A 12,123-nucleotide genomic window follows, 5' to 3' on the forward strand; every position below is an offset into this window, starting at 1 on the left:
ACCAAGTCATCCCCCTTGAGTCCTGTTGTTCTCAAAATAATCCAGCATCTTGAGATTCCTACGATAGTGTACTGAGGTGATAGCATGATAACAATGGAAGCGGTAGCACTAGCCGTTTTCCTATTTACCTACGGGCTGATAATGAGTGAAAGGATACACAGAACAGTTGCAGCAATGTTTGGGGCTGCTGTTGTGATGATGTTAAAGGTCGTACCATGGGAGAAGCTTCCTGAGTATCTGGATTTGGATACCATATTTCTGCTGGCTGGTATGATGATAATAGTCAACACCGCAAGAAACAGCGGACTCTTTGAATATCTTGCCATAAAAACTGCAAAGCTTGCAAAAGGAAGCCCCATACGTGTTTTACTTCTCTTCTCTGTTGTTACCGCCCTTGTAAGCTCTTTTCTTGATAACGTAACTACGGTCCTCCTTTTGACCCCAATGCTCCTTTACATTTCAAGGCTCATGGAGATTAATCCCATGCCCTTTCTTCTATCGGAGATATTTGCTTCAAATATAGGAGGAGCGGCAACACTGATTGGAGATCCCCCGAACATAATGATAGGTTCCGCGGCAAAGCTGAGTTTTATGGACTTTATACTAAATATGAGTCCTATTGCATTTATTGACCTTTTGGTGAGTATTGTGCTGATTTACTTTATATATAGAGGCGCCTTAAAAGTGGATGAGAGGGACAGGGAGAAGATAAACAGAACTCTAGAACGTCTTGATGAAAAAGCCGCTATCAAAGATTTAGCACTCTTTCGGAAGTCAATTGCCACAATAGGCCTCGTTGTCATGCTGTTTTTCCTCCATGATAGGCTTGGGGTAGAACCGGCGGTCGTGGCATTATTTGGAGCATCATTCATCTTGCTTTGGAGCAGGGAAAAGCCGGAGGAGGTTCTGGAGAAGGTGGAATGGGCAACACTCTTTTTCTTTGGAGGGCTTTTCATAATCGTTGGAGGATTGGTTGAAACGGGATTAATAGGGCAGCTGGCTAACTGGATAACGTCCCATATAGTCGGAGAGGGCGAAGCTTTGATAGCTATAGCATGGTTCTCGGCATTTGCATCGGCTATAATCGATAACATTCCCTTTACAGCAACAATGATACCATTAATAAAAGCCATGGGCGGCTCTTTAAACATCTACCCCCTGTGGTGGGCTTTGAGCTTGGGTGCCTGCCTCGGAGGGAATGGAACCGCCATTGGAGCATCTGCCAACGTCGTGGTAATTGGAATCGCCGAGAGGGAAGGGGTTAAAATAACCTTTGGAGACTTTTTAAAAATAGGAATGTTCATAATGATGGCTACTGTTGCCATTGGAGTGGGTCTCCTCTGGATAAGGTATGTGTGGTGGTGAGTGTGAGGATACTTGTGCTTGTTGATGGTTCAAAGTGGAGCCAGAAAGCGGCGCTCCATGCCATAAAAATTGCAAAGAGCAAAAAGGCAAAGATTTTTTTGTTTTCTGTGCTCGATAGAAGGGAAGCCAGGGCAATGGCTTTTAACCTGAGCACAAGAAGCGGCGATATCAATGATTTGGAGCGGTTTGAGGGGGAGATATGGAAGAACATGAAGAGGGATATACACGATATTCTAACCAATCTGCTTGAATTCTGCAGGGGAGAAGGCATCAACTGTTCAATAAAAATAGTGGAGGGCATAGCGAAGGACGAGGTATTGAAAGAAGCAAATAGCGGGAAATACTCTCTCGTGGTGCTTGGAGCCTATGGAAAGAGTGGAAAGACGAGAATAGGAAGCCTGCTCGAGGAGCTCGCGGGTCTGATAGAACCCCCTATGTTAATAGTGCGTTAATCCAGGGCTTCCAGGTATTTCACTTCTGTTATCCCATCAAGTTTTTGTATGTTGTCTTTGAGCTCCTCAAAGCCCCTCCGGGACAGGGGTAGAAATATCTTCCCAATGACGTCGAAAGTTCCCGTTACTATGTGTACTTCATCAAAACCAAATTCTTCCAGCAGGATCCTCTTAATTTCCTTTTCCCTTCCCGGTTTCACTTTCATGACATAGATTCCCAGCGGCATTTCACTCACCTCTCTTGGTTATTGCAAGGAAAAACAGCCCCAGTATACAAACCTCAATCACTGTGGCGGTGAAATCTAAGGATTCCTTTTGAATATTTGGCAGTATTTTGTTGGCATTTTCAAGGACCTTCTTTATCACAAAAAACAAAAATGCGAGCAGAAGGAAAAATATACTCTTTAAATGGCTCTTCTTATAAGCCTTCCATGAAATTAGGAATAGTACTAAAGCGATTGCAATTACAACAATGTCGAGGATTAGACCGATGTTTTCTATCATTCCTCTTCACCTTTGATTTCCACCATCATATCAATCAGTTTATCCGCAAGTTTATCCCACAGTTTGGGGCGGTATTCACTAATGACCCTAACTAATGTTTCAATATCGAAATTGGGTTGATATATCACCTCTCTTCCTCTTCGATTTCTTTTTATCAGTCCGAGCTTTTCCATCTGCTTCGTATGATAATTTATGGTTGCAGGGGAAAGCTTCAAGGTGGAGGATATTTCACTCTGGTTTTTCTCGCCTTCGGAGAGCAGCAGGAGTATCTTTCTCTGCGTTTCTGTGGATATCGCTCTTAGGAGCGGTTCATATTTTCCTTCAAAGTTCTTCGGGAATAGATATCTCTTTCCGCCCATCTTCTTTGAAACGATCAATCCCCTTTTCTCAAGCACATGGAGATGATACTGGACATTCCCTATGCCCATCCCAAGCTCATCCACTAACCTGCGGAAGGTTATGCCCGGATTTCTGCTGATATACTGAAGTATCTGCTCTCTAGTGGAACCCATGATATCAATTAGAAGAGTGATGGTTTATATTTAATGTGCTTTTGGTACAAAATTCTTCATGTTTTCTGAGGCACTCGGGACAACAGAGGTTGGATTAATGTACGGATTAGGGCATCAAAAAGCTAATCATTTATCTCCAACGGCACGATTTTCTGGGTAAAAATATTTCACATGTCTAAAATTTTGGAGCATTGATATACTTTAATGAACATTGTTGCATGTAAAATAAGGTGTATCACGGCTCTGTTAAAATAAAAAATGCCCTAAAATTTTTTGTTTCCTTTATCATATTCATACATAACCTTTCGTTTAGAAATAAGGGTTTTCCAAGCTTTTTAGCGAAAGGTTTATATAGGTAATCGCCTAAAGTTCTATCGCCGATTAACTTATTTGGCGGGAGGTAATAGATATGGTACACATAGACCCATTTGAAATGGCTGTTAAGCAGTTGGAAAGGGCTGCTCAGTTTATGGAGATAAGCGACGAGGCTTTGGAGTGGATGAAGAAGCCCATGAGAATTGTTGAGGTTTCAGTTCCACTCGAAATGGACGACGGTTCTGTAAAAGTTTTCACAGGTTTTAGAGTTCAGCACAACTGGGCCAGGGGTCCAACAAAGGGTGGTATTAGATGGCACCCAGAGGAAACTCTTAGCACCGTTAAAGCCTTGGCCACCTGGATGACATGGAAATGCTCCGTTGTCGACATACCCTACGGTGGAGGCAAAGGTGGTATCATAGTTAACCCCAAGGAATTGAGCACGAGGGAGAAGGAGAGACTGGCCAGATCATACATAAGAGCTATTTACGATGTCATCGGTCCATACACAGACGTTCCAGCTCCTGACGTTTACACAAACCCACAGATAATGGGCTGGATGATGGATGAGTATGAAGCAATTGTGAGACGCAAGGCTCCTGCTTTTGGTGTTATCACGGGCAAGCCATTGAGCATAGGCGGTTCACTCGGTAGGGGAGATGCCACAGCTAAAGGTGCTTCCTACACAGTTAGGGAAGCCGCTAAGGCTCTCGGAATGGACTTGAAGGGCAAGACCATAGCTGTCCAGGGTTATGGTAACGCTGGATACTACATGGCTAAGATCATGAGCGAGGAGCACGGCATGAAGGTTGTGGCTGTGAGTGACAGCAAGGGTGGTATCTACAACCCAGATGGATTAAACGCCGACGAAGTTCTCAAGTGGAAGAGAGAGCACGGCTCAGTTAAGGACTTCCCAGGTGCAACCAACATAACCAACGAGGAGCTCTTAGAGCTTGAGGTTGACGTCGTCGCTCCGGCCGCCATCGAAGAAGTCATCACAAAGGAAAATGCCGACAAGATAAAGGCCAAGATTGTTGCCGAGGTTGCTAACGGCCCAGTTACCCCAGAAGCCGACGACATCCTCAAGGAGAAGGGCATACTCCAGATCCCAGACTTCCTGTGCAATGCAGGTGGTGTTACAGTCAGCTACTTCGAGTGGGTGCAGAACATAAACGGCTACTACTGGACACTCGAGGAAGTCTATGAGAAACTCGACAAGAAGATGACAAAGGCATTCTGGGATGTCTATAACACACACAAGGAGAAGAACATCCACATGAGAGATGCCGCTTATGTAGTTGCAGTCCAGAGAGTCTACCAGGCAATGCTTGACAGAGGATGGGTTAAGAAGTGATATCTTTTCTTCCTTCTTCCTTTTAATATTCCTACTCCACATCTGCCGATTTTTAATGGGAATTGTGAGCAATTATTGAGCCCATTTATAAAGTCTCCTCTTTCTAGACTGGTTATGTGTCAAAATGCCTTAAGGTATTTTTAAATCATCTGTCAGAATGCTAATTTTTAATTTTGATAATTTTACTCTGTAGTAAATCGTCTTTTGCCGAAATCGAGGAGGAGAAAGCTTTTTATATGGTTTGCGTGTTTATATATAATGCATGTATTTGTCTATCGATGTTAAATTTGGTTGAACTTCGTATAGAGGTGAAAGGAAATGGCTGAACAAAGAGATAAATGGGCAAGTAAGATTGGTTTGATCTTAGCCATGGCAGGAAATGCAATAGGTCTCGGAAACTTCTGGAGATTCCCATACCAAGCTGCTAAGAATGGTGGCGGAGCTTTCATGATACCCTACTTTGTGGCGCTGTTCCTCTTGGGTATACCCATCATGTGGGTAGAGTGGGTCGAAGGTAGATACGGAGGTAAGTACGGCCACGGTACATTGGGACCAACATTCTACTTAATGTCAAGAGAGAGTTTAAAGCCAAGAACTGCATTGATATTTGGTATTATTGGTGGCATGCTGGCATTTTCAGTTACAACACTTCTCAACAGCTATTATCTGCACATCATAGGATGGTCAGCAGCATATACATACTTCAGCGCAACCGGAGCATACTTTGGGAAGGACTCCGTTCAATTCTTAATTAACTACTTAGGCAACACTGGACAGGTGCTCCTGTTCTGGGGGATATCAGTGGCACTCTTGGGAGTTGCAGTTGGTCAAGGTGTTAGTAAAGGTATAGAAAGATGGGTCAAAGTCATGATGCCTTTGCTTTATGTGGCAGCTATTCTCTTGGTTATTAGATCTTTGACTTTGGGCTCTCCAGTTAAACCAGAATGGAGCTCTATGAAAGGATTTGAGTTCCTATGGGAACCAAGACTTAGTGAAGTAACTTGGCAATCTGCTTTAGCCGCTGCTGGACAAATATTCTTCACGCTGAGTTTAGGTATGGGTATCATACAGAACTATGCCTCATACTTGGGTCCAGAAGATGACGTTGCACTCTCAGGTTTAGCAACAGTTTCACTCAACGAATTTGCTGAAGTTATATTGGGTGGTTCAATTGCTATACCCATCGCATTCGCTTATTTGGGTGAGAAAGGAATCAGTGCAGGTGTAGGTTTAGCTTACATTGCCTTGCCAAATGTCTTTATGAACATGCCAGCTGGTCAATTCTTCGGTGCTGTATGGTTCCTGTTACTCTGGTTCGCAGGTTTCACATCAGCTATAGCTATGTACAACTATTTAACCGCTCTATTAGAAGAGGACTTGAAGATAAGCAGAAAGACCGGTGCAATATTTGTGTTTATACTTTATTTGATATTGGGACTTCCTGTGGCTCTGGATCCAACAAAAGCTACATTGGACCTCTACTACCTAACGGAGCTTGATAGCTGGGTAGGAAGCTATCTTTTAGTAGTTCTTGGACTCTTTGACATCATAGTTGCAGTCTGGCTCTTCAAGCCAGAGAACTTCTGGGAGGAGTTACACAAAGGTGCATACATTAAGGTTCCAGGATGGATTAAGCCACTTATAACTTATGTAGCCCCGATCTACACCCTAATACTCCTTATCTTCACAACAAAAGATTATATCACTGCGGGATACTTCAAAGCAGTACCGAGTTATGTCGCTAAACCAGAGTACGCCAGCTGGGTATGGCTCGCTAGAGGCATGATGTTCCTCATCCTTATCATAGGTGCCATTGAAGCATACATGGCCATCAAGAAGAAGTACGGCGAAGAGCTTGAGAAGAACGAGGTAATAATTAAAATGTGAGGTGATGAAAATGAAAGGCAGTGCTCTCGCATTTATGGCATTTGCATGGGGAATAATCCTAATTTGGATGTACTTGGCAGTTAGCAAATTAATGAAAGCTGGGCAAAAGGCTTAAAGCCTTCCTATTCTTTTATCTTTTTGGGGGTGAATTCTTGTGAAAAGCATAGAACTTCTTGACCAAATAGTTCAAGTTTTAAAAGAGACGGAAAAGAAAGTTGAAGATTTAAGCTCACTCTCATCAAAGAACAAGGAAAAAGTGCTGAAAATGATTAGAGAAGCTGCAGAAAACTTCTCTGCCCTTAAGGAGGAGGTGGTTATAGATAACGAGAAGCTCGCGAGCTTCTTCTTAAAGAGGGCAACAAAATTAAAGAATGCCACAAACAATAAAACAGTTGAAAGATTAGGTGAAAAGGAATATGTAAAGGACGTCAGGGCAATTTTGAGGTACTCAAAAGCTGCTCCATATGACTTTGCCGGCTATATGAAGTACGTTAATAGAGCATATAAAGCGTATTTGTGGGGTTTAATATCGTTTTTCATTATATCCGGTCTGTTCCCGCTGGGATTTAAGTTCACTTCACTGCTCCTCCTCATACCTGTTTTACTTTCCCTTCTAAGCCTGAAGAAGAGGGGCTATACCGGACTAATGCTGGCATTTGCGGTAACACCAATCCCAATAATCACAGGAGCTTATGCCATAAACTATGGTATTCACGCTGTAGGAAACCCCGAAGAAATAAACGCGGTTGCACAGGCCTTTGGAACATCCCCCGGCGTAGCCCAGGTAATAATATTCCTCTTCCTGTTGCTGGGATTGATCGATGTGGTGTTCTTAGGATATGCAACATACATGTTTTACAAACACAGAAGTGCCTTCCTTTGAGTATCCCTTCTTCATTTTTCAATAATTACGCCATGGCTCTGCAGCTCTTTTGTTCTATTTTTGGAACAAACATTTATAAATTTTGGAACAAAATTGTTCTCGGTGAGGAACATGAACGCGAAGGAAGTTGCTCTAATAGGGTTGATGCTGGCTCTGGCTTTAATGCTTCAGGTCTCCCCCTTTAAAATCAAGACCCCCTGGGGAATGGATATAGATTTTGTTGCCGTGCCCATAATGATTATATTCTTCCTCTACGGCTTTAAGGAGACTTTCCTTGGTCTACTCCTTCTCTTCTTGGGGCTGAGCTTGGTGGCACAAACCTCATGGCTTGGAGCTAGCATGAAATTTTTAGCAACATTCAGTGTTCTCATAGGACTTGAAATAGCAAGAAAGTTAACACGCATTGAGCTGAGGAATCTGGATTCAAAGAGAACCACGTTTTTTATCGCCCTAACCCTGATTATTGCAATCTCGATAAGAGCCCCTCTGATGATGGCTATGAATTACTATTATGCAATTCCCATATGGTTCGGCATCCCAAGGGAGCAGGTGATCCCGGTCGTGGAAGAATTCACACACATGCCCTTCTGGCTTGCGATAACGCTTCCAAATGCAATACAGACTTTTGTCGACGTTTTAGGGGCTTTTTTAGTAGCTCTGCCTGTTTTAAGGGCATTGCCTCATGTGGTTAAAGAATAGCCTTCCCTTTCGTATTCATTTTTATGACTTCTGGGGAATTGAGTGATGAGGGATATAAAGGAAAGAGTCAAGAAAAATTTAAAGGTTCGCTAAAATCTCCTTCTCTTCCATAGTCCTCTCGCAGTAGTGGCACCGAACCTTTAGAGGCTCCTTTGAGATTACGTAGAACTTTGGCGTTGTATACTCATGGTTGCTGACACAGTTCGGATTTGCGCACCTTAAAATTCCCACTATTTCGCTGGGAATTTCCACTTGAAACTTCTCCGCGACTTTGTACTCCCTAACAATATTAACAGTGGCACTCGGGGCTATTAGCGCGATTTTATTCACTTCCTCTTCGCTCAGGAACCTCCCTTCGATTTTTACTATATCCTTCTTTCCAAGCTTCTTGCTGTGGACATTCGCTGCCAGTAGGAGTGCCCCACCGTTCAGCTTATCGAGTTTGAGGATCTGGATTACTTTGAGGCCCTTCCCTGCGGGTATGTGATCTATCACGGTTCCTTCCTTAATGGCCGTCACTTTGAGCTCGCTCATTCTACCACCCCCAATGTGAGACCAAGAAGAGCCATTCTAACGGGAACTCCCGAGAACACCTGTCTAAAGTAAATCGCATGCTTTGAAGCATCTACGCTTGGATGGATCTCATCCACCCTCGGTAGGGGGTGCATTATCTTCAGACTTTCCTTGGCATTTTTAAGTAGATCTAGAGTGATAACATAGCTCCCCTTAACCTTTAAATACTCCTGCTCATCTGGGAAGCGCTCCTTTTGGATTCTCGTAGCGTATAAGACATCAAGCTCTGGAATCACGCTCTCAAGGTCGCTCGTCTCGTAGATTTTAACGCCTTTATCCCTGAGATCCTCCACTATATGTTTGGGCATCTTCAGGAGCTCGGGCGAAATTAGGTAAAGCTCCACATCATAGTGAGTTAAAGCTTCACTCAGGCTGTGAACGGTTCTTCCATATTTTAAGTCTCCGAGAAGTCCTATTTTGAGCCCATCAATCCTTCCAAAGGTCCTTTTTATGGTGTACAAATCGAGCAGCGTCTGCGTGGGATGCTGATTGCTGCCGTCGCCGGCATTTATAACAGGAATATCCGCCACTTCAGCTGCCAGTCTTGCGGCTCCCTCCTTTGGGTGCCTGATAACTATAACGTCGCTGTACTGCTCGACCGTTTTTATCGTGTCCCTCAAGCTCTCTCCTTTCTTGACGCTTGTGCTCGATGCTTCTGAAAAGCCTATCACACTCCCCCCGAGGCGGTGCATTGCACTCTCGAAGCTCAATCTCGTTCTTGTTGATGGCTCAAAGAAGAGCGTTGCCAGAATCTTCCCGCCAGCATACTTGAGAGCACCTTCATCCTTGAGTTCCCTCTCGAGTCTTTCTGCAGTTTTTAAAACGTGCTCTATATCCTCTTTCTTAAAATCCCTTATGCTTATAACATCTCTACCTTTCCACATTAAAAGCCCATCACGTGTAAATTTTCACCACTATTTAAAGCTTTTTTAACAGGAATATGTCAAAGGGGAGCGTGTTTGTAGTATCTTTCATTGGTGTGATGTGTTATGCGTTGAAAATTCCCCCGGATTAAGGAACAGGAGGTGAAACTAAACGTATCCAGTCAAAGAGCAAGGCTTATAACCCAGTTTTGAAAAATTATCTTGGGGTGAAGGAATGAGGACTCCCTGTTTGTTTTGGGCGGAGGTTGTTAGCCCAAGTCTGAGGGCGAAGATAGCAAAGAACCTTTATGAGCGAGGCTTTACTCAATCTCAAATAGCGGAAAAGCTGGGCATAACTCAAGCGATGGTGAGCAAGTATCTCGCCGGTAAATATAAACCCTTAAATGAGAAGGTTGAGGCAGCAATCGAGGGGCTGGCGGGGGAAATTTCGAACATGATCGCCTACGGTGCTCCGGAGGAGGAGGTCGTTAAGTATACTTCTAGAAGATTCTTTGACATGATTCAAGGAGAATTGTGTGAAGAGTACCTAAAATATGCAAATTTGAAAGACCCCTCACTGTGTTCCGAGATTTTTAGAGGAATGGCTTCCAAGGTTGAGATTTTGGATGTACTGAATTTGGCGCTTGGGGAACTTTTGAAAGATGAGCGTTTCTTAAATCTAATCCCTGAAATCAGGAGCAATTTTGCTTATGCGCTTCCAAATCCAAAGGGTGTTGAGGATGTTGCGGCAATTCCTGGCAGGATAACCCGGGTTAAGGGTAAGGCTTTTGCCCTCCCTCCCGAGTTCGGTGCTAGTGAGCATATGGCAAAAATTCTCATAGAACTATCCAAAAAAGCTTCTGAAATAAGGAGCGTGATAAATATAAAGTTCGATGAGAGTATTGAAGGAGCTCTAAAAAGGGCAGAGCTTAGATTTGAGGTTATAGAAGAGAAGAATAGAGATGAGGATAGAACTGTCAAACTCATAGGAAACATATTTGAAGAGCACGGGGAATTGGATGCAGTTGTGGATAGGGGGGCTTTTGGCATAGAACCATGCGTATACATATTTGGAAAAAACCCCTTGGAAGTTCTCGATAAAATCAAAACCCTGGAGAGTTGCATATGAGGAAGCTTCTGCTCTTTTATCTTTTTCTGCTCTTTGTTCTGAACCTATCACCCATGGTACCATCCTCTCCTGTTCCAAATGGAGATAAATTCGTTCATTTCATGGAATTTTTAATCTTGGGAGCCATTGCGGGAGGAGAGCTCAAATTTCTAATTTTTCCTGTCCTCTTAGAAGCCCTGCAGATTTTCATACCTTCTCGGAGCTTCTCACTCTTTGATATGGGCACAAACTTAATAGGGTTCGGGTTCGGATATTTGGTTTGGTGGGTGTGGAATGAAAGTTGTAACCGAGGAGTTTCATTTTTCCACGAGCGGGGAAATTGACCTTGTGAACATCACCAGGGAAGTTGAGAACTTTGTGGAAAGGGCGGATATAAGAAACGGTCAGGTCTTGATATTCGTTCCCGGTGCTACGGGAGCTGTTGTTGCTATTGAAGATGAGGAAGGGCTTTTGGAGGACTTCAGGCATCTCCTTGAGGAACTCATTCCAAAAGGCGGCGGCTACAGGCATGATATCATAGATAACAACGCACACTCTCACCTGAGAGCAACACTTTTGGGCCCTTCGCTGACGCTTCCGGTGGCAAATGGAAAGCTCATAAGGGGGATATGGCAGAAGATATTTTTCGTTGAACTCGATGTTAGACCCCGGAGGAGGAAAATAATACTCCAGGCTATTGGCTTTGGTAGTGTGATGGATATCTGAGGAGCCGGCTCCATATTTTGTTACTGTTTACGATAGGGGCTTAGGTTTTTAAGGTGTTTTCTATACTACCCATTGACCGATGATGAGTGTCATCCCAGCGGAATGGTGAAGACGTTTTATCCCCACCTGAGGTGGTTTTATGCTTGGATTTTTGAGGAAGAAAAAGGAGGAAAAGGGCGGCACAATGCTCTATATGAGTGAACCTACGATCTTATACAATACGCGGACCGAGAAAACCTGTGTTGAAATTCTCGAAAAACACTTTTCTCCTGGAAGAATCCTAGTGCCCTCCAAGTACGGACTACGTCCGACAGAGCATTTCATAGATGAATCCGATATTTTTGTGGCAATAGCAATTGCTGGAAAGCTGACTTCGGGAGTTGTTAGGGAAATCCAAAGGGCTGAGGGTCTTAGAAAAAGGATTTACACGCTCGAAATTGCGAGAAAAGGAGAAGAACTTGAGTATGCCATTGTTGAAGGGGTTCCAGAGGAGCTTGAGCGCTTAACTCCGGAGCAGACTACGGAGTTTTATGATGAATTTAGGGCCGAGGAATTTACAAAACCCGGAGATTTGTTTTTTGGAAACCGGCGGAGAATTTGGTAATCCTTATTTAGTTTGAGGTTCTATTATTTTTGGTGATGCACGTGAGAAGATTAGTTCCAATATTTTTGCTGTTAATGATACTCCCCCTGGGAAGTGCATATCAAATAAGCTACATTACATGGGGTGGTGACCAGTATGATAGCGCGATCGCGGTATTCCCAATGAAGGATTATACTATTTTAGTGACCTCGACCGGGAGCTTTTCCGATGAGCGGGGAATTGGGCTGGTATATCTTGGAGATGATGGTTCTCAGTATGCTGAAATAATTTATTCAGAT

At 43.5% G+C, this 12,123-nt stretch carries 15 protein-coding genes; 10 read left to right on the forward strand and 5 right to left on the reverse strand.

The window, feature by feature from the left end; all coding sequences use genetic code 11:
* Positions 1 to 84 precede the first annotated feature (84 nt).
* Both ACXJGZ_RS06700 and ACXJGZ_RS06705 read left to right on the forward strand, forming a co-directional pair.
* On the forward strand, positions 85 to 1,365 hold the full coding sequence (locus ACXJGZ_RS06700; RefSeq protein ID WP_456326797.1) for an ArsB/NhaD family transporter: 1,281 nt from the start codon (positions 85 to 87) through the stop codon (positions 1,363 to 1,365).
* Positions 1,366 to 1,367: 2 nt separating this feature from the next.
* The gene (locus tag ACXJGZ_RS06705; protein ID WP_293255019.1) at positions 1,368 to 1,817 is read left to right on the forward strand and encodes a universal stress protein; all 450 of its coding nucleotides are present in this window, start codon (positions 1,368 to 1,370) and stop codon (positions 1,815 to 1,817) included.
* Here the strand turns inward: ACXJGZ_RS06705 and ACXJGZ_RS06710 are convergent.
* From ACXJGZ_RS06710 to ACXJGZ_RS06720, 3 genes are read right to left on the reverse strand one after another with little or no spacing between them, the layout of a single operon-like run.
* A complete protein-coding gene (locus tag ACXJGZ_RS06710) occupies positions 1,814 to 2,044 on the reverse strand; it encodes a hypothetical protein (RefSeq protein ID WP_293255016.1) in 231 nt (76 codons plus the stop codon). The two genes, ACXJGZ_RS06705 and ACXJGZ_RS06710, sit on opposite strands and share 4 nt — an antisense overlap.
* 1 nt (position 2,045) lies before the next feature.
* Positions 2,046 to 2,321 carry a hypothetical protein gene (locus tag ACXJGZ_RS06715; protein WP_456321608.1) on the reverse strand — a complete coding sequence of 92 codons (276 nt, stop codon included), beginning with the start codon at positions 2,319 to 2,321 and terminating at the stop codon, positions 2,046 to 2,048.
* Complete coding sequence (locus ACXJGZ_RS06720) at positions 2,318 to 2,833, reverse strand: winged helix-turn-helix transcriptional regulator (RefSeq protein ID WP_293255010.1); 516 nt, start codon at positions 2,831 to 2,833, stop codon at positions 2,318 to 2,320. The genes ACXJGZ_RS06715 and ACXJGZ_RS06720 overlap by 4 nt, the downstream gene beginning before the upstream one ends.
* 409 nt (positions 2,834 to 3,242) lie before the next feature.
* Between ACXJGZ_RS06720 and gdhA the strand changes: the two genes are divergently transcribed.
* The 4 genes from gdhA to ACXJGZ_RS06740 all read left to right on the forward strand — a co-directional run bounded on the left by gdhA (position 3,243) and on the right by ACXJGZ_RS06740 (position 7,971).
* The gene (gene gdhA, locus ACXJGZ_RS06725) at positions 3,243 to 4,502 is read left to right on the forward strand and encodes a glutamate dehydrogenase (RefSeq protein ID WP_456321610.1); all 1,260 of its coding nucleotides are present in this window, start codon (positions 3,243 to 3,245) and stop codon (positions 4,500 to 4,502) included.
* Between the two features lie 318 nt (positions 4,503 to 4,820).
* On the forward strand, positions 4,821 to 6,389 hold the full coding sequence (locus ACXJGZ_RS06730) for a sodium:neurotransmitter symporter family protein (protein ID WP_456398723.1): 1,569 nt from the start codon (positions 4,821 to 4,823) through the stop codon (positions 6,387 to 6,389).
* A 154-nt stretch (positions 6,390 to 6,543) separates the two neighbouring features.
* Complete coding sequence (locus tag ACXJGZ_RS06735; RefSeq protein ID WP_293257664.1) at positions 6,544 to 7,272, forward strand: alpha-glucosidase; 729 nt, start codon at positions 6,544 to 6,546, stop codon at positions 7,270 to 7,272.
* 111 nt (positions 7,273 to 7,383) lie between these two features.
* Positions 7,384 to 7,971, forward strand: a complete 588-nt coding sequence (locus ACXJGZ_RS06740) for a hypothetical protein (RefSeq protein ID WP_456398726.1) — start codon at positions 7,384 to 7,386, stop codon at positions 7,969 to 7,971.
* 78 nt (positions 7,972 to 8,049) lie between these two features.
* Here the strand turns inward: ACXJGZ_RS06740 and pyrI are convergent, their stop codons facing one another.
* On the reverse strand, positions 8,050 to 8,505 hold the full coding sequence (gene pyrI, locus ACXJGZ_RS06745; RefSeq protein WP_293257661.1) for an aspartate carbamoyltransferase regulatory subunit: 456 nt from the start codon (positions 8,503 to 8,505) through the stop codon (positions 8,050 to 8,052).
* Positions 8,502 to 9,428, reverse strand: a complete 927-nt coding sequence (pyrB, locus tag ACXJGZ_RS06750; RefSeq protein WP_456398728.1) for an aspartate carbamoyltransferase — start codon at positions 9,426 to 9,428, stop codon at positions 8,502 to 8,504. The genes pyrI and pyrB overlap by 4 nt, the downstream gene beginning before the upstream one ends.
* A gap of 214 nt (positions 9,429 to 9,642) precedes the next feature.
* Here pyrB and ACXJGZ_RS06755 point away from each other — a divergent pair, with 214 nt between their 5' ends.
* The 4 genes from ACXJGZ_RS06755 to ACXJGZ_RS06770 form a co-directional block, all read left to right on the forward strand.
* Complete coding sequence (locus ACXJGZ_RS06755; protein WP_456398730.1) at positions 9,643 to 10,536, forward strand: thiamine-phosphate synthase family protein; 894 nt, start codon at positions 9,643 to 9,645, stop codon at positions 10,534 to 10,536.
* Between the two features lie 273 nt (positions 10,537 to 10,809).
* Positions 10,810 to 11,241 carry a secondary thiamine-phosphate synthase enzyme YjbQ gene (locus tag ACXJGZ_RS06760; RefSeq protein WP_293257652.1) on the forward strand — a complete coding sequence of 144 codons (432 nt, stop codon included), beginning with the start codon at positions 10,810 to 10,812 and terminating at the stop codon, positions 11,239 to 11,241.
* Positions 11,242 to 11,380: 139 nt separating this feature from the next.
* The gene (locus ACXJGZ_RS06765; protein ID WP_456321468.1) at positions 11,381 to 11,845 is read left to right on the forward strand and encodes a hypothetical protein; all 465 of its coding nucleotides are present in this window, start codon (positions 11,381 to 11,383) and stop codon (positions 11,843 to 11,845) included.
* 41 nt (positions 11,846 to 11,886) lie between these two features.
* A partial coding sequence (locus ACXJGZ_RS06770) for a hypothetical protein (RefSeq protein WP_456321469.1) occupies positions 11,887 to 12,123 on the forward strand: 237 nt, incomplete at its 3' end.

The organism is Palaeococcus sp. (in: euryarchaeotes) (assembly GCF_053987695.1).